This window comes from Saccharicrinis aurantiacus (assembly GCF_001660705.2).
In the GTDB taxonomy this organism is placed as follows: Bacteria; Bacteroidota; Bacteroidia; order Bacteroidales; family Marinilabiliaceae; genus Saccharicrinis; species Saccharicrinis aurantiacus.
The window spans coordinates 127,751-147,083 of sequence record NZ_LYBV02000020.1 but is presented as its reverse complement, the minus strand read 5'-3'; the positions used below and the strand labels follow the sequence as shown (position 1 = coordinate 147,083).

The window sequence follows — 19,333 nt, the reverse complement described above, 5'->3', positions numbered from 1 at the left end:
TAACATTGTTACATCTGTTACACTTGTTACAGGTTATGCCTTTTTAATACTCTTCCAACTTGCATAGCATTAGTGCCAAGTTGCTCCGCAATTTTCCGATTACTTAAGCCTGTGTTTCCCTTTTTAAGTTGAAATATGTTTTGTTCTAGCTCTGCTCTCTCTGACTTATCAACCTGTTTAAGGTGTTCTATTTCAGAACCAAAATCAACAAAGTGAAACTCAAGGAAATTCGTTTGCTTATCTATTTCGCAGACAATTATATTTTCTGCATCGTAAACTTGCTCAGAATTGCGCTGTTTTATCTGTTTTATGTAGCGCAAGCTTTTGTCCTTATGGCTTAAGCCAATGGCAAAGCTACTATCGGTAAAATTTGATAGCATTTTACTTCCTTGGATGTCATTAACGGTAATTGGTTTCGAAGAATCTCTTTTGGGTGTATGCGCTAAAACTAAAATGGATAGGTCGTATTTTTTCTTAAGAGCTTTTAAGTGCTTCATAAGCGGTAAGGCATCCTTTGCTTTTTCATTGTCATTGCCCAAAAAAGTAATATTGTCAATGATTAAAATACGTGCCTCTATTTTTAATATGGCTTTCTCCAGTGATTCGTTTAAAAAGTTCTCAAACGATATATTATCCGGTAATTCCGCATCTGTATTTATCTCCACTCTCTGAAAGCGTTCGTTAAATCGATAATGGTTTGTATAATTATCCGAATACCTTACTTCAAACTGCTTGTCTGATAGCTCAAAATCAAAGTATAAGACTTTTTGTTGTAAAGCTTCCAGTTTAAAACCTCTAATAGGTATGCCTTTTGAAATACTATTGGCAATCTGAACTGCTAAAATGCTTTTCCCTAAGTTAGTGTCGGCAAACAGTATGCACAATTCACTTTCGTGCCAAAATTCAGAAAAAAGCATTTTAGGTATTGGCCTGTTCTTGGCTTCATCAATCCACTTATTGGCAGATTTTACAATAAATAACCCCTGAACTGCTTCTGCATCCTCAACTAGCTGTGATTGTTTTAATGCATCTTTCTTTATAGCATCAAAGGATATTGAGTTGTTATCTTCCATCCGAAGCACCTCCCTTCCTGATACTCAAATAGTCCAGTGCGCTTTCTGCCAACTCATCATTTGTCTTAACCCTGCCTGAGTGGATATATTCAAGAAGTGCTTCTCGTGAAAAATAAAGACGTTTACCTTTCTTCGTATGCGGCAATTCGCCCCGACTGACTTTTGAGTAGACAGTTGGCTTTTCTAAATGGAGTACTTCGCAAGCTTCGTCAATATTTAAAAGCTTGTCTTGAGGTTCGCACTTTTCAGTGTTTAATAATGGAGTTACTTGGTTGGCAAGCTGGTTCGCTACTTGATTGGCAATAGCTTGAGCAATGTTATTGATAAAAACATTGGTAGCTTGATTAACGGTTTCGTTTGTTTCTTTTTGTTGTAAAGTGGAATTATCCATAAGTCTGTTTTTAAAATTCGAAACAAACTTATGGTTGGTTTGCACTGTGTATTGTGCTGTGTAAATACATGATTTTTTACATGCAGATAATGAGCTAGTTAAGCTTTTATGATTTAATGTATCTTATTAGATCCTTGTCTTCTGTCAATTCAATTAGTTTTTCTTTATAATCAGAACCAAATGAATTATTAATAACTTTTTCACTTACACCATAAAACTCCTTAAATGCTCTATAGAAACCCTGTCCATTTTTAACTGGGTATTTGTCTTCTGCGAATTGCTTTATGAATTTATAATCAAACTGGTCATTCTCATTTAAAGGGAAAGCTATTTCAAAACCTGCATTGATTTTAAATATGTGTAATAAGGCGTACCATTTTGTAGGTATTTTTTTTATTTCATGAGCTTCTTTGGTTTGTTTAAAAAACGGAGCAATCTTATCAATAAAGATTTCTTCTTTCTCAAACCACTCTAACAAATAATCGATGTATTCATGTTTTTGGTATCTGGTTCTGCTCACCTGCGCTCTAATCTCAGTTTTTCGATTGTTAAGTATAATCTCCAACTTGTATTTCTCAATGTTATCGATTTTACCATCCTCATATAATGATAAAGTATTAATGCTTCCTAGAATTGACATAGTTAGCTGTGACAAATACCTAAAAAAGGTTTTGGGAGAATAAAAGTTGATATGAAACTCGTTCAAATCTTTGTAATACAATACTTCATTGTTTTTTATGATAGGAAGGTCGTTTTTATACTTTTCCTTTAAGTGTTTAAACATATCTAGTTCGAAAGGAAAGATTTCTACCCACCCCTGATATATTTCATTCAATTCATTAATTATTTCATCAAGCTTTTTTATTTTAGTCTCTGTATCAGTCATTAAAATCCATCATTTTATTAGCTATATCTCTTTTCTGGTCATCGGCAAAACCAGCAAAATATGCCTTTGTCGTTTTAATATCGGTATGTCCAAGTGATTCTTGCGCAAGCTCCATTCCAGCACCTTTCCTAATGAGGTTTGTTGCAAAAGAGTATCTGGCAATTTTACTATTAATTTTAATTTCTAATTCAAGACTTTGCGCATATTTTTTCATGTGTTGACTAATAAAACGGTTGAAATTATTAACCGCCCTGTCCGTCTCCGCTTGACTGAAGCCTTGGGATAATATTGGGAATAAGTATGTTTCGTTGTTAATTTTCTTATTGCCATATTTTTTAATGACCTCCTTAGTGAAAGGATTAAGGTAAATTATAATTGGTTTGTGTTCTACATCAGTGTCTTTAATTTTATTTCGGTAATAATAGAAAGTTTCTTCGTCAATAAAATCTTTGTATTTAATATTAGCAATATCCTTAACATTCATGCCATTACATGCATAGGAGAAAAACCAAAACGCTTTAGCTTTTTCTTGCTCTCCTGTTTTTGACTTTCCCTGCATTAATACTTTCAGTTCTCCTTCCGAAAGAGCTGTCTTTACCTTTTTTGAAGTTGGTATTTGATATTTCCCTTTTCCAAACGGATAAATCTCCTGTTTTACAACTCCACCTGAAATGGCACTATTAAAGATGGCCTTAAGGTTGCGCAGATACATGCCAATAGATGTTCGGCTTCGTCCTAACGATTCCATATGGAATTGATAGTCTTTTAACCATTGCACAGTTATTGTTTTGAAGTGCAGAATGTCTGTACTGGAGAATTGAATAAGTGATTTTAAACTATATTCATAGCCAGTGGCAGTGGTTAGTTTATTGTTGTGCTTATAATTATCAATTGCAGCCTTGTAGTATTCATTAACAGTGCGTTTCTCCTGAACCTTATTGGGGGATATTAATAACTCGAAGTCCTCAAAAGTAAATTCATCCATTGAATCTGCCAATTTATAAGTGGTAGTTTCTAATCCTTTTAAAAGCAACTTTGTATCTTTTTTTTCACCTCTCGGTTTATCCACATTCCAAATAAGGTCAAATTCATCTTCAGTAAATTCAAATTTAGTTGGATACAGTTTTTGTTTACGAGGATGTGCAGTAAACACCCTTAACTTTACAGGGTATTTCCCATTTTTCTTTGCTCTACGAGTGTCAAGATAAATGGATATTTGGTAATCTCTATTTACATTTGCCATATCAAAATTTGCATACTATTTGCATACAAGATTACAAAAAATAGATAAATATCGCAAATCTGCGCAAACAACCAAATACGTAAAGTATTAGTAATAAGTACTATTGCAGAATAGCACAAAATACCACAAAGCAATATGATTTGACTGGCAGTCAAAAGGTCACCGGTTCGACTCCGGTATTCTCCACGTTGAAAACTAAGCGTCTGCGGGCTTCCACCGTGGGCGTTTTTTATTTATATACCTACAACTAAGCCTTACGGAACTAATTCTAGAGAATTTTCTTCCTCAAAAACATTAAGGTTCAATTAAAGTTTCTAGACATTTTCTTCGATGTTCGTTCAATCTTAATCGAACAAACTGCAAAGGAAATACAGTTGATATCCTTTAAAATAACTTCACAGCATAAAGAATAGACAATTAAATTTTTGCACATAAAAAAAGGGATTTCAACCGTTGTTGAATCCCTTTCTTTTAACCTAAACCCTAATCTATGAAAAAAAACTTCTTATGTCTGTTTTGTGCGGATTTCTATAAAATTGGAATGCCTTAGAGACATTCCAATTTATAACCTAAACCCTAACCTAATCTATGAAAAACTCTCTTGCTCTTCGTATAGGAATATTGCAAAGCCTGTGCCAAAAAATATCACTCTCTTAGTAATTAACTTCTATTAATAAAATTGGTGTTATTGTAATAATTAGGAAATTAAAACAGTTGGTAATATTCTACTCAAATCCGATATAAGTACATTAAAATTCATTATAACACCAATTATTTAAAATCCTCAAAACGCATAATTACGAGATATTTATGCACAGATAGATTAATAATTAAACCTAAAATTCATTAAAGTATCACACTTCAATGGTAATTAACAAATAAATACATTTTTTCATCATTAGGTTTGTAGCATTATTTTCAGTTCTCTATTTCATCAGGAATAAAGACCTAAAAAGATAAACTCTGTATAATCTAAATTACATTTATATGAAAAAATTTACTCTTTTAACATTATTAGGTATACTCTCTATTTCGAGCTGCTTCATTAAGGCCGAAAACATTAGCATTGAAGGAACTTGGCACATTAAAGATATGGGCATTTACAGCGACCTCTTTTCATGGGAAACGTGGGGTTGGGAAAAAACTGAACTATTAACAAACTACTTAGCCAATGCTAACGCTGAACTAGATAATACTATAACATTTACCACAACGGGTACCAATGGCGATGGTAACCTTTACGGAACCTATGAGAATAATGCTGGTATAGATGGGGCTTATGCTGATTTTGCAGATGCTACCAAATCGTGGGACTTTAATTACCGTTACAGAAGAGTGCCCACTGGAACTGGTACATGGATACAAGTAGGAAATGTAGTTACCATTACTGCAGGCAACACTGACTTTGCGTTAGATATTGAAGCTGGAGAAAGTGCTGATTTTATAGCACTAAGTACAGCGCTAGAATATTTATCTGAGAATTTTAATTGGGATGAGACGGATTACAGCTATGAAGAGTTGGCACATATGTCAAAAAAAATGTGGTATAACTTATCTAAAAACCAAGTTATTCCAGATCCAGAACCCAATGCACCTGCTAATTTAAACTTCTCAAATATTACTGCCAACGGATTTACTTTAGAATGGGAAAATGATGCCAATGCAACGGGAGGAACCAATGTATTTATTGAGAAGATTGGTGATGGAAATGGCTTTACTTATGTTACTACATTAGCTGTTGACGAAACAAGTTATATTTATGAAGGTGACCAAAATGGAGTTACTGTAGATGGAAGTGGCGTTTACAGCGTAACTATTCAATCGTTGCCCGATGCTGATAACTCAGCCTATGCCAATGCAACAATAAATATGGATGATCAATCAGGACAGGATATTGCATTTGATCCTAATTTTCATATTTACCTATGCATAGGCCAATCAAACATGGAGGGCTCAGCACCAATAGAAAGTTCGGATAAAGTGGCTGATAGTAGGTTTAAAATTTACCAGGCAATGGACTGTAATAATCTAAACCGAACCAATAATAAGTGGTACGATGCACTTCCTCCACTCTGCCAATGCTACACTCAATTATCCGTAGCAGATAACTTTGGTAAAACAATGATTGCAAGCCTTGATGAAAGTATCTCCGTGGGATTAGTACATGTGGCAGTTGGAGGTTCTGATATTCGTTTATTCGATAAAGATTTATATCAAGATCATATTAGTGCCGATTTTCAGGATAAAGTTGATATGTACTATGGCGGCAATCCTTATCAAAAGCTGATTGCCCTAGCTACTGAAGCAAAAAAGAGTGGTGTTATAAAAGGAATTTTATTACATCAAGGAGAATCGAATTATTGGGCTGGTGATGAAGTAAATTGGCCAGGATACGTAAAAACTGTATATGAAAATATATTAAGTGACTTATCTTTAGATGCGGATATGGTGCCGCTCCTAGCTGGTCAGGTAGGACATAATGATGACGGTGGTGATTTAGGAGATATGAATGCCACTATTGACCAATTACCTTCAACAATCTCAACAGCTCATGTGATTTCTTCAAAAGGTTGCTCTATACAAGACGACAATATCCATTTTGATTCGGCAGGTGCACGAGAATTGGGCAAAAGATATGCAGATACTATGATTGATATTTTAAACAATGCTCCTACTAAAATAGAGCAAGTTGAAGCCGGTTTTACTTTAAATCAGAACTACCCTAACCCAGCAACTAATCATACAAATATTACATTTAGTTTAAGTGAGCTAGCCAACACAACTTTAAAAGTTTTTAATGTACATGGCATTGAAATGGCTACTCTAGTAAATCAAACATTAGAAGCAGGAAAGCACTCTGTTAATTTTAACACAAGCTCTTTACCCGCAGGTGTATATTTTTACACTCTAAAAAGTGGCAATACAAGTGCTTCGCGCAGAATGATTATTGCAAAGTAACAGTTGATTATATTTTATGGTGCCTGAATAGCTATTGCTTCTTTCCAATCAGGCACCATAATTTCTCTTATACCGAATGCATTATTGAATGATGTTTTTGGTATTACCCTTTATTCACTTCCTTTTAGCTTATGAAAACAAATTTACACCGTGCCATTTTAATGGCCTTATGCCTTTTTACACCTATTATTGTAGAGGCCCAAACCAATTTCAAATCCTTAAACTACCTATATAGCGTGCCTGATGGGAAGATCGTATCAGGTCAGCACAACGATCAAAAAAACTATCAGGGTAGTAGTACTGATGCCAGCTACTGGACTGAAGAAGTACATTCAATAACGGGTAAATATCCCGCATTATACGGATGCGACTTATTATTCCATGGCAATTCAAATTTGCGTTGGGATGTCACCTACGAAGCTGAAAAACAGTGGAACAATGGGGCTATTATTAATATGATGTGGCATGCATGTCCTCCAAACCAGTCAGAACCATGCCAATGGGATGGCGGCATAATGAGTTCACTTACCACTTCTGAATGGACCGATCTGTTAACAGATGGAGGAACATTAAATACCATTTGGAAACAACGAATCAATAGCATTGCACTTCCTCATCTTGAGTATTTAAAAGAGAAGGGCGTTGAAGTTTTTTGGCGACCCTTTCATGAACAAAACCAAAGTTTATTTTGGTGGAACTCAGGCGGAGCAGCCAATACAAATGCATTATGGCAATTAACTTACAACTACATGCAAAATACCCTTGGGCTTGATAATTTAATTTGGATATGGAATGTACAAGATATCCATACCAACTTTGCACAACACAACCCAGGGGCTGATTTCTTTGATGTGGCTACCATTGATATTTATGCCGATGGTTTTTCTAATACCAGTTATTACAACGCATTGGTTCAGGAAGCAAATGACAAACCAGTTGCCTTTGGAGAATGCTTTTACTTACCAAAAAAGAACGTGATCAGTACTCAAGCCAAAATGTCCTTTTTTATGACCTGGGCTTACGGTTTATATATCGATGTAAATGGCAATCCAACTAACTCAATTAACGATATAGAAACCGTTTACAACTACGATGAGGTAATTACTCTTGAAGATATGCCCGGTTGGGATTCTTACCAATCGCCTAACGAAGAACTCGTATTGGTAAACTTTGAAGATATTCCTTATCAACTAGATGCTTGGAATGGAACTGCATCCGTAATTACAAATCCAAGACAACAGGGTATTAACACCTCACAAAATGTTGGAAAATACATCACTCCATCAAATTTAGCGTGGAGCAATTGCGCCTCTCTAACTTTTAACGAATCTATTAATTATACTGATCTCGATCATATTCAAATGATGGTTTTAGCACCATCTGCAACTGAGATACTATGCAAATTAGAGGATACTTCAGGTAATTACAGCTCAATACAAACACAGGTAACTCCTTCTATGAGTAGCGACTGGCAAATTATTGAACTCCACTTTTCTGAATTAACAGAACCAGAAGCTACGAATGCTCATTATAATAAGCTAGCCTTATTTTTTAATGTGCACGACAATTCAGGGGGCGAAGAATGGCTATTTGACAACATCACTATGTTTAAGAAATCAACAAATGTAATTGCTCCAAGTAATGTAAAAGTAGTAGCACAAAATAGCAATAGTTTTACCATTACATGGGATGAAGATACCAATGCAACAGGAGGCACAAACATATTTATCAATACCAAAGATTCCGAGGTTAACGATCAGTTTATTGAAACCATTGATGCTGGGATAGGCTCATATACTTATCAAGGAACTTATGGTGATATTAATATTGAATCTGGCACAGACTATATCGCAAAGATACAATCTCTACCTGATGCTACAGGAAATGCTTATGCTGAAATTGAAGTTAACACAACCCCAACAAATACCTCTTTTACAACAATTGAGGGTATCAATATTTATCCTAACCCATTTAAAAACCAGTTAAACATTATAGCGTCCACACATAAAATTGAGTCGGTACAAATATCTGATATTGGCGGAAAACTTATTATTAAGGAGATCAGCACCTCTAATAATGAATTCTATCAAATTGATTTAACCAATTTACCTGTGGGGATATATATTGCAACAATATCTTTAACTAATGGCGAAAAAATAACTCAGAAAGTAGTTAAGCAATAGTTAATTATTCATACAATAATCTTCGTTAGACTAAATAAAAAAAAGGATGCAATAGTGACTCAAAGTCCTATTGCATCCCATTTAATTATTCTGTTTTACCAAAATTGTTAGCTACTCCAAATAGACAATAGCTCTAATATCATAATCTGGAATTAAAAGATATATCTCAATCCTATTTGTAAACTCCAAAGCTGAGTGAAATCGTAGTTATTGGCAAACGATTCTGTTGGATAAACATCGTTACCATCAGTATCTTCAATCATTGGCATTGAAAAGGTTGGATTATTTTGCTGATCTAAACCTTCGTATCTTAAAACATTACCATTATTAGCCGAAGTATGGTTTTTATAGGTTCCCCACTCACTGTTTAATAAGTTCCCAATATTCAATACATCAACTGATAATTGTAAAGTGTGCGTTCTGTTAGCTACATTAAGGTTAAAATCCTGAAGAATTCGTAAATCGAAATTATGTACCCAAGGTGCTTGTGCAGCATAAGCCTCGGCATATTCTCCTTTGTGCTTGCTTAAATACTTATCTTGCTCTACAAATTTAAAGAATGCGTCTTCATCTGCCGACGAAACAAATTTAATTTCGCCTTTTTGACTTGGAATATAAATTAAGTCGTTGCTAAATCCATTACCATTCATATCATTAGCATAGGTATAACTAAAGCCCTCTGGAGAAAAACCAGAATAAAATAAACTAAAGGTAGTCGCTAATTTATTACCCGCATATTGCAACCTGTATGAAGCCGAGGCAATCAATTTATCAGGAACCATATATTGTGAGCGCTGAAGTTCGGAAGCATGAGGACCGTTTACACTAACAATTCCGTTATAAGCAGAGAATGCACTACTGCCTGGCATACCTGAAACTTCTTTATTCATAGTATGCGTATAGGCCGCCATTAGGTTTAGGTTCTTTACAGGCATTGCATTTAAAGTAATATTACCGATAGCACCCCACCCCTCACTTGTATTTGAAAGTACAAAAGCATCTGTACCGGTATGGCTTATATCAGACGGATAAATATATCTATTATCTGGGCCTTGAAATCTTTCCCAAGAATCATCGATTTCTTCTAAATCCCAATTCTTTAGCATTACACCATTGATAGTTTTGGTATAGATACCTTCAACTGTAGCGGTAAAAGGAAATGAAGTTGGCAAAGTGTAATCCACTGCAAGTGATGATTTCCAAACCTGAGGCATTTTAAAGTTAGGGTCTATAGCTGATATATCGCCTGGTAAAGCACCATCCTCAGGAGTAATATCTTTTTTAATATATCCTGCGTTGGCAAGTTTATCGATCATATCATCAACATTAGTAATCATACCATTGCCAAACACTTCAGAAAGTGCAGCCCAGTTACTACCCTCTTGATTAGGATAGCGTGTATCACCATTATCATAAGTGGTATTTGCCTGAAAACTACCCTGAACCATTCCACTACTTGTAGGCATATTTGTGAAAAACACCAAAGGTAAACGACCTGTAAAGATACCAGTTCCGCCACGTACTTTAAAAGTTTTATCACCTCTAACATCCCAAGTAAAACCAACACGTGGCGACCAAAGTACATTACCATCGGGCCACATACCGGTATCTATTTTACGACCACCAAAGTCTAAATCGTAAATGGCATTATTTCGAATTAAGTCATCTTTATACCATAAGTAATCAGCTCTAACACCAACAGTTAATTTTAAATTGTCATTAACATTAAATTCATCCTGTACATATGCGCCAATCTGATTAAATGCCACCTCAGCAGCAGGATTTTTCTCGCCACCATAACCATAGGTCAAGGCAAAATCAACAGGAGTAGCATCATTTAAGAAATCATCTAAACTCTTGTAGCGGTAATAACCAGTACCATTTCGCATATAGGCATTGTTGGCCATCTGATACTCGTAACTAGCACCTGCTGTAAATTTATGCTTATCGGCATAATAAGTTACGTTATCGGTAATATTGAACACTTCATTATTTACACCATTATTCCATGTAAAGAGTTCGTATCCTGCTGAAATGTATGGTTCATCATTACCTGCATTATAAGCGTCTTCGTGCATGATATCAATAAATGGAAATGGGCTAGAGTTAGACCCTCGCATATCCTCAACATCAGTATAAGTAACAATTAATTTATTGTGCAATTTATCGCTAAACTTACTATTTAACTCCGTTGATAATGAATTGATAATATTATCTATGGAATAGATTGAATTTGAGAAAGCCATACTGTACTGAGAAATACGATCCATATCTCTGTTACGCGTACCTGCGTTATTAGAATTACCATTGGTAGGGTTCCATCCTTGATTTTTTGTATAATTGTAACGGAAGTTGAACTTATGGTTATCGTTAATATTCCAATCTATTCGGGCCAATAATTTAATATTGGATTCATCTCCAGGAAAATCAGTAAATGATCCTGTGTTATATCCATACTTTGTCTTAAGATGATCGCTTACTTTTTGCATATCACCCACACTAGCACGTGAAGTTGTAGCTCCATCACTAATCCCATTCTCAGAGGCTCTCCAGTTTACCACTTGTCCCGGTTCTTTCACAGTTTCTGCACTCGCAAAAAAGAAAAGTTTATCCTTAACTATTGGTCCGCCTAAGGTTGCTCCAATGATTGTACGCGAATAATCTGGGCGCTCGCCAAAATCGTAATCACCAAACTTATTCCCACGCATGCTCTCATCTGTATAATAGGCATAAGCTGTTCCCTTAAAGGTATTTGTACCTGATTTTGTAATGGCGTTTATACCTCCTCCAATAAAATTAGTTTGACGCACATCATAAGGTGTTACAACCACCTGAATTTCTTCAATAGCATCAAGCGAAATTGGGTTACCTCCTCCAGGAAGAGAAGATGAGAGACCAAAGTTGTTGTTGAAGTTTGCCCCATCTAAAGTAAAGTTCGTTGATCTACCATCGCCACCAGCGATACTCATTCCGGTTGCATATGGAGACATACGAGCCATATCCGAAACGCTTCGGTTTATGGTTGGCATACTCTTCATTTGGCTACCTGAAATGCTTGTTGATGCACCTGTTTTTTCAGCATTAAAAGCCGATGCACTAGCTGTTACAACCACCTCTTCCATATCAACACCTTCATTTAAATCGGCATTAATTTGATAGGTTTCACCAAGCGATAAATTTACCTCAGTATGCACCTCTTTATTATATCCGATAAAAGAAAATTCAACTCGGTAAGGCCCACCGGAACGCATCCCCTGAATATCAAAAAGCCCGGCTGAGTTTGAAATTGTAGCATAACGAGTACCCGATGGCTCATGAATAGCCAGAACTGTAGCTCCGGTTAAAGGTTCAGCCCCTGAGTACACTCTACCCGAAAGTCCTGAGGTTGTAATTTGCGCAAATAAAGATCCCATGCAAAACAAGAGTACAAAGGATAATCCATGTCTAATTAAGTTTTTCATCATTAGTATATCAATTAGTAGTTTAAATTACAATGTGGTGCAAAAATACAACAGGAGTATCGCTCCCTTATTTATCACAATATCAATAGAATATTAAACCTATGGATATTATGTTGAGTTTTACGAACAAGTTACATCAACATAATAATAATTTCAACTATTATTAGTAAGTGACTTATGGTGAAGTACTAAAATATGATTTTAACACATACATCAATCGCTGAATCTACATCGCTTTCAGATCTGTTATTGACATAATGTTAAAAAATCAAAAACGACTCTTATTGATAAATAGCTGCTATATAATTTGCAACAATGTTGCATTTACACTATACTTGCAACATTGTTGCACTTTAATCAACATTGTATTTTATGGAGTCTAATGTCATTTTAAACAAACATAAGCTAAAAAGAACCAGTTGTCGAGAAGGGATTATTGATGTAATTATTAATGCGAATGAGGCATTATCTGATACAGAAATACGTGAACGATTAACAGAGAATTACGATAGAACCACATTTTACAGATCTTTTAAAACACTGGAGGAACATAAAATACTACATAAAATTGTAGTTGATAATCAATTAGCAAAATACGAGCTCGATAATTCTGTTACCAGAAAAAAAGAGCATGCCCATTTTTTTTGTAATACCTGCGAGATAGTTCTTTGCCTTGATACAATTGAAATACCGCAACCTACATTACCCAAGGGCTGTACAGCCAACGAAATTGAACTAATAGTAAAAGGAAAGTGCAACCATTGTGCTCAAAAGAACTAACAAGTCACTATCATGAATAAAAAACCAATACCTGTTACTATAATTACAGGCTTTTTAGGGGCAGGAAAAACAACGCTACTAAACCAAATTCTGAAAACTTCAGAAAACACAAACTTTCTTATTATTGAAAACGAAGTTGGTAACATTAACATTGACAGTAGTTTAATAAAAAACAAAGACCAAAGTTCGGTTTATGAGCTAACAAGTGGATGTATTTGTTGCTCTTTAAACACGGAATTGGGTACTTTGCTTAATAGCATCATAATATCTAAAACAAACTACGATTATATTTTAATTGAGGCTACTGGTGTAGCAGATCCTGCACAAATTGTAAACATGTTTACAGGAGTGCGTGCTCAAAAATATTTTAGTCTTGATAGTGTACTTTGCATGATTGATGCAAAATCGTTTTTAAACCGAGTTGGCGAGTTTCATGAAGTAAATCAGCAAGTTGCCCAATCTGATCTTCTCATCATAAACAAGTGTGATTTAATACCTGAAGAGGGAGTAGGTGAGATAGTACAAAAAGTATCTGAAATAAACCCTTTTGCAAAAATTGAAAAAACAACACATGGCAAAGTTGATGCAACTAAAATTCTTAATTGTGAAATGTTTAAGGTGAATAAGCTTGAAGATTCAATTTCTGATTTTAGTAAACTTAGCTTGATAAAAGAAACACAGAACCATTCTCACACAGTACAAACCCTATCCTATAAAATTCCTGGATATTTTAACATGGAAAGGATATCCATGTGGTTTGATAATTTTATGTTTCTCAATCCTCTATCAATCCTCAGAGTAAAAGGCATTTTGTGTATTGATGACATGAAACATAAACTAATTATTCAATCTGTTGGCAATGATTATCAGATAACACAAGGCAGTTTATGGAATAGCGATGAAGTAAAAGAAAGTATCCTTGTTTTTATAGGAACCAATTTAAATGAAACGGAAATAAAAGAAAACCTATACTCATTATTAAGCAGTGCTGAGCTATGATTAATAGATCCATTAAAACAATCATATCGGCTGATTCTATTGGCATAGCAAGTTCAACTCTATGTTTAATACATTGCATAACAACACCATTTATATTTATTGCCCAAGCATGCACTTCGAGCTGCTGTGCCACTGCTCCAACATGGTGGAAGGTGGTTGATTTTATCTTTTTGGCTATATCTTTTATGGCGGTCTATTTTTCAGCAAAGAGCTCTTCTAAAAATTGGATTAGCATCTCTCTTTATATGTTATTGGGCTTGATAAGCTTACTAATAATTAATGAACACCTAATATTTTTTGATGTAGCTAAATTTCCTTTGTATATAGCAGCTAGCTTACTGGCTGGCTTACATTTTTATAACCGAAAGTGCTCAAAGTGTTCTAATAATTGTTGTAGTATCAAAAAACAGAATACAAATTACACCTTATTAAATAAGAAAACCGTTAGTTAATAGTTTGTCCTTTTATCAATTACATTAAATGAATAAAACCAATACACCTGTTTTGAAGGAACTCAGTCGGAGCAAAAAATATAAATACATTATGGCAATTAACTTAATATTACATGCAGAATACCCTTGGGCTTGATAATTTAATTTGGATACAGAATTTACAAGATATCCACACCTACTTTGCACAACCAAAAGGCTGATCTCTTTGATGAAACAACCATTGATATTTTTACCTATGTTTTTTCAAATACTAGTTATTACAATAAACTATACTTCTTTTTTTATGTGCACGACAATTCCAAAGGAGAAGAATGGCTATTTGACAACAAGTAAGGATATCAATATTTATCTTAACCCAGGTAAAAATCCGTTAAAATATAAAAGCATTCACTAATAAAATTGAGTAGGTACAAATATCTTATATTGCCGCTAAACTGATTTTTAAGGAGACCAGTACCTCTAATAATAGACAACACCATCAAATTGATTTAACCAATTTAACTATGGTGGTATATTGCATCAATAGTTTTAACTAATGGCGAAAGAATCACTCCTAAATTAATCAAATTGAAGCTGATTATATAGATAATAGACCTTAAAACAATATCGTCAATAAGATACTTCATTGGCGTTTGTTCTATAATCAATTTAGGTTGCAGAAATCAAGGTTTATAGAAATAAACATTAGTTATTTCTTGACTACAAATCAGGCCACTCTTTTTATTAGAAAAAGATTATAATTCATAACTCGTGTAAAAAGAAAATATTAGCCGGAAAGTAAAAAACTACTTTCCGGTTGCAAACAATAACAACTTGCTATTTACTAAAATAATACATAATGTTGAAAGAAAATTAACGCGTCTCTATGAAAAACACATTAAAGTAAATTGGCAAGCACCCAAGTTAAAGTTCACCTAATATCTCCTTTTTTTAGTTTGTAAAGTAGGTATTGCTGTTATATAAATAACAGACCTTAAACAATATCATCAATAAAATACTTCATTGGCGTATGTTCTATAATCAATTTAAGTTACTAAAAAATTGAGGTTGATAGAAATAAACATTAGTTATTTCTTGACTACAATTCAGGCCACTTTTTTTATTAGAAAGAGACTATAACTCATGAAAAAGAAAATATTAGCCGGAAAGTAAAAACTACTTTCCGGTTGCAAACAATAACAACTTGCTGTTTACTAAATAATACATAATGTTGAAAGAAAATTAACGCGTCTCTATGAAAAACACATTAAAGTAAGTTGCAAGCACCCAAGTTAAAGTTCACCTAATATCTCCTTTTTTAATCTATATGATGATTATAAAACTAACTATCTTTCGGTTTTTACTGCAACATATAAATCATCGTAATACACTTCAGATAGACCTGGGTTTATTTGTATATCCCAGTAGGCACCCACCATATCTTCTTCCGGAACAAATTCAAATTCGAATTCAACCCATTCATTATATGCAAAATCAGCAAATGAATTACTAAAAGATAGCTGTGTACTTCCGAACCAGATTTTTTCCTTAGCAGCAATTGTTCCACCTTCTGTTATATTAGTTACATATCTTTTTAACCGCACAGTATAAGTAACATCTTTATCCAAGTTAAATAAAACATTTGCATTACTTCTGACACGTGGTCCTTTATCTGTTTCACTATCGGTACATTGCATCTTTAAACAAGAGTTTCCTGAAGCAGGATGATTTGTTGAATACTCAACAGAAGTGCCTGTTCCCTGAACTTTTTCAATCCAAACATCACCTAAAGCATCCTCAAATCCAGCAGCATCGTAATCCAACAAATTAGGATCATATAATTTAATATTGGTCAAAAATGGTTGAAGCGGTCTTAAATCTTGAGAGATTAAACTCGATGTTTCCTCAGTTCCTGTATACTCCAAAGTAGCCACATCTTCTGGATAAAGCTTAGAAGCTAAAGTCAATTGTAGGTAATCCAATTTATCTTCTGGGATACTTATACTCGTTATAGAAATAGGATCATAGCCCTCTACATAAATCGTAAAATGATCTTTATCCGAGGAATTAAAGTCAGCGGCAAATACAGCATTAAATGGTACCATTAATGTTCCATCCTCTTGTTCACGAATTGTGCCTTGTTGAACAAATGGTTGATCAGATTGATTAACTCTTATTATTAAAGGCATAATATACTCTTCAGAATCTCCCGGAATTTTGTCTGATGAAGCTCTTTTTGAGATTAGTGCCATATTAAAGTCTCCCAACATCTTAAAAGTAATATCGGCTATTTCTTGCGTACTTGATGTGGAAACATCATAATCATCTTCCGGGTTCTCAGGAATGGTTCTAATTTGCCAAGTACGGCTGTCGGGTCTTGATGTATTTTCAATTTCAGCGCTTAGATCCTGAAATTGCAATACATCACCTACCATAATATCAATTGTATCAGCAACAGTATGGTCAATTACAACACCATCTTGTCGCACAACCATATCTGTAACAATGGTATCATATACATCTATCACAATATTATAATCAAAAACCCATTTTCCTGCCCATTGACCTGTTTCTTGGTATTCTGCTGCATGTACTGCTGGTACATAATCACCATCCCAAATAGCTAATCCATTTTCATCGCGAAGCACATCTCTAAACCCAACCGAATCCTCATAAACATTAAATAATCTAATTTTGGTTAAAGTATCGCCTTTCTGAAAATAAATATTTATCGTTTTTTCGTCTGACTGTGTACCTCCAGGATTAACAATATATTGCTCTAAATCGGTTTCTTTGTTTGAAATAGTACCCTCCAAGAAATAATTCCCAGAATCGATAGACCATGTATGATAAATAGCTCCTTGCGATACATCCATAAAACTTTCCCATTCGCCTACTCCAGCAGCCTTTGAGAGCGTAGACCCGTAGGAAGTATAAAATACAGCATCTGAGAATTCACTAATTGGCTCGTACTCATAATCATCGCAGCCCACAAAAATCGCGATAGAAAATAATAATCCTAATATATAATATATACTCTTCATGTTCCTTTATTTTTTTATTCTATCAATTAACCATTTGATCTATTACTCAGACTGTACATCAGATAATTGTAAATTTGATTGAAGTTCAGTTAACGGAATTGGTAGATAAGCATGTAACGTTTCATTATAATTTATAGCTGCTTCCTGACAATCATTCATTGCCCCTGACTTGTATGTTTTTATATTCTCTTGATAATTCGGATGATCTGGATCTTCACAACCTTCAACATACTCTGTTATTATGCATTGATATTTTTTACCGTGTGTGCCATTAGTATTTGCCTCCAAATTAGCAGTATTATACCTTCTTGCTGCTAGATCAACGAAGCGCTCTTTGGTTACACCCCATCTACGAAGGTCAATTACTCTAATTGCATTTCCTTCGAAACTAAGCTCAAGTGGACGTTCTACATGCCTTAGGTGCTCTCTCAATTTATGAGCATCTGTATGCCATTCTGCCACTTCATCGTAAGTATGCTCACTATCGTTAAATTCACCATTACTTGATAAGCCTAACAATTGTACATAAGATCGCTCCCTCACTTTATTAATATAGTTTAAAGCCTCCTCTAAGTCACCTTCTTCAATCATACATTCTGCATACATTAAGTATACATCGGCCAATCGGATTAAACGAAAGTTGGTGCCAGACCTGCCATAAACTGTACCATCAGAGGTTAAGAATCTTTCACTTTCATTAGTGATTTCCCAATTCGTATGTTTACGAAGATATAAGGGTCTAGCCTCTCCAAAACCACCTGTAGTTATTTCTGCAGTTCTCTCAACACCATAATAAGTGCCAATATCTGGCACATTATCCTCTGGTAATGCTACAGAATAAGATGTGCGTAAACTAAACTTCCTATATCTAATCTCTCCATTATCATCTACCGTATTTTTAGGTGCTGCTAGGTCAACAGGGTCATTTCGGTAAAGAATATTTAACCAAGAAGCTGGCCAACCAGAACCGTAACCTCCAACACCATATCTCATATTGTAGTTATTCCACATTCCCTCACTACCTGTATACTCATATTTATAATCAACAGTGTAAGAAACTTCTAATATAGACTCCTCATTAAACTCATTACGAGTAGTAAAATTACTACCTATATCTTCGGTAAGTGCATAAGTGTAATTGCTAAATACATTTTTGAAGTACTCTGCTGCTTTTGTAAAATCGCCAGCATATAAATAACTTTTCCCTAATATTGCTTCACATGCTCCTTGGGTAATACGACCTTTATTCGTATCATCCCAAGGTTCTTCAGGCAGGTTCTCTAAGCCATATAATAAGTCCGCACGATAAAAATCAATAACCTCTTCCGATGTGGATAACGATTTTTGATAATCTGCCTCTGTTTTTGGAGTTGTAGTGTGCAGCACAATAGAACCATTATTGTAGGTATTGTGCAAGGAGAAATAAAACCACCCCCTTAAAGCACGCACCTGAGCAATGATCTGTAAAGCTCTTTCTGCATTTTGTTCACTTAAATCAGCCTCCATTTTTTCGTAAGCATCAATAACCTGATTTGCTCTAAATACCCCATTATATAATGCAGCCCATTTTTTTGTAACAAATGTGGTAGAGTTATTAAATGTTTGAAAGTACTCAGGATAATCCTTTGTTAACGGACGTACATTTTGTGGATATGACATATCACTCCTACTGTGCTCTTCGAGCAACATATAACACTCTATATTTTTGAATGAATTATAAACTGCATTTAACCCATTATCTAAATCGGCAACTGTTTCCCAGTATGATTCTGCCGTTGGCGCATTGGGATTTTCTTGTTCTAAAAAGTCATCAATACAAGCACTTAACGAAAGAACTAACACCAACAATGTCCATATTTTTATATTCAATATTTTTTTCATTTT

Annotated in this window: 12 protein-coding genes and 1 tRNA gene; 6 read left to right on the top strand and 7 right to left on the bottom strand. The window is 34.6% G+C overall.

The genetic code is table 11. The features are described 5' to 3' along the window. Nucleotides 1-26: 26 nt before the first annotated feature. From A8B35_RS07900 to A8B35_RS07885, 4 genes are all read right to left on the bottom strand, one after another. Complete coding sequence (locus A8B35_RS07900) at nucleotides 27-1,073, bottom strand: AAA family ATPase (protein ID WP_068472171.1); 1,047 nt, start codon at nucleotides 1,071-1,073, stop codon at nucleotides 27-29. Continuing rightward, nucleotides 1,063-1,464 (bottom strand): helix-turn-helix domain-containing protein, encoded by a 402-nt coding sequence (locus tag A8B35_RS07895; protein WP_083634365.1) that lies wholly within the window; start codon nucleotides 1,462-1,464, stop codon nucleotides 1,063-1,065. Before A8B35_RS07895 ends, A8B35_RS07900 begins: the two co-directional genes overlap by 11 nt. A 106-nt stretch (nucleotides 1,465-1,570) precedes the next feature. Then, nucleotides 1,571-2,350, bottom strand: coding sequence for a hypothetical protein (locus tag A8B35_RS07890; RefSeq protein ID WP_068472169.1), 780 nt, complete (start codon nucleotides 2,348-2,350; stop codon nucleotides 1,571-1,573). Beyond that, the gene (locus A8B35_RS07885; RefSeq protein ID WP_068472166.1) at nucleotides 2,343-3,593 is read right to left on the bottom strand and encodes a tyrosine-type recombinase/integrase; all 1,251 of its coding nucleotides are present in this window, start codon (nucleotides 3,591-3,593) and stop codon (nucleotides 2,343-2,345) included. The genes A8B35_RS07890 and A8B35_RS07885 overlap by 8 nt, the downstream gene beginning before the upstream one ends. 102 nt (nucleotides 3,594-3,695) lie before the next feature. Here A8B35_RS07885 and A8B35_RS23275 point away from each other — a divergent pair. The 3 genes from A8B35_RS23275 to A8B35_RS07875 all read left to right on the top strand — a co-directional run bounded on the left by A8B35_RS23275 (nucleotide 3,696) and on the right by A8B35_RS07875 (nucleotide 8,734). Next, nucleotides 3,696-3,779 (top strand) — tRNA-Ala (locus tag A8B35_RS23275). Between the two features lie 801 nt (nucleotides 3,780-4,580). After that, nucleotides 4,581-6,551 carry a sialate O-acetylesterase gene (locus A8B35_RS07880; RefSeq protein WP_068472164.1) on the top strand — a complete coding sequence of 657 codons (1,971 nt, stop codon included), beginning with the start codon at nucleotides 4,581-4,583 and terminating at the stop codon, nucleotides 6,549-6,551. Nucleotides 6,552-6,682: 131 nt separating this feature from the next. Then, nucleotides 6,683-8,734: a glycosyl hydrolase gene (locus A8B35_RS07875; protein WP_068472162.1), complete on the top strand. Its 2,052-nt coding sequence runs from the start codon at nucleotides 6,683-6,685 to the stop codon at nucleotides 8,732-8,734. Nucleotides 8,735-8,886: 152 nt separating this feature from the next. Here A8B35_RS07875 and A8B35_RS07870 read toward each other — a convergent pair whose 3' ends face one another. After that, nucleotides 8,887-12,198, bottom strand: a complete 3,312-nt coding sequence (locus tag A8B35_RS07870; protein ID WP_222844117.1) for a TonB-dependent receptor — start codon at nucleotides 12,196-12,198, stop codon at nucleotides 8,887-8,889. A 369-nt stretch (nucleotides 12,199-12,567) separates the two neighbouring features. Here A8B35_RS07870 and A8B35_RS07865 point away from each other — a divergent pair, with 369 nt between their 5' ends. Genes A8B35_RS07865 through A8B35_RS23865 form a run of 3 tightly spaced genes read left to right on the top strand, consistent with a single transcriptional unit; the run spans nucleotide 12,568 to nucleotide 14,426 of the window. Then, entirely contained in the window at nucleotides 12,568-12,975 is a 408-nt protein-coding gene (locus A8B35_RS07865) for a Fur family transcriptional regulator (protein ID WP_068472158.1), read from the top strand. 12 nt (nucleotides 12,976-12,987) lie between these two features. Next, a complete protein-coding gene (locus A8B35_RS07860; RefSeq protein WP_068472156.1) occupies nucleotides 12,988-13,974 on the top strand; it encodes a CobW family GTP-binding protein in 987 nt (328 codons plus the stop codon). Next, a complete protein-coding gene (locus A8B35_RS23865; protein ID WP_068472154.1) occupies nucleotides 13,971-14,426 on the top strand; it encodes a MerC domain-containing protein in 456 nt (151 codons plus the stop codon). The genes A8B35_RS07860 and A8B35_RS23865 overlap by 4 nt, the downstream gene beginning before the upstream one ends. 1,325 nt (nucleotides 14,427-15,751) lie before the next feature. On the opposite strand, the gene A8B35_RS07850 is transcribed toward A8B35_RS23865, so the two are convergent. Further along, nucleotides 15,752-17,449 carry a hypothetical protein gene (locus A8B35_RS07850; RefSeq protein ID WP_068472150.1) on the bottom strand — a complete coding sequence of 566 codons (1,698 nt, stop codon included), beginning with the start codon at nucleotides 17,447-17,449 and terminating at the stop codon, nucleotides 15,752-15,754. Nucleotides 17,450-17,491: 42 nt separating this feature from the next. Then, nucleotides 17,492-19,330: a RagB/SusD family nutrient uptake outer membrane protein gene (locus tag A8B35_RS07845; RefSeq protein WP_068472148.1), complete on the bottom strand. Its 1,839-nt coding sequence runs from the start codon at nucleotides 19,328-19,330 to the stop codon at nucleotides 17,492-17,494. Nucleotides 19,331-19,333 lie beyond the last annotated feature (3 nt).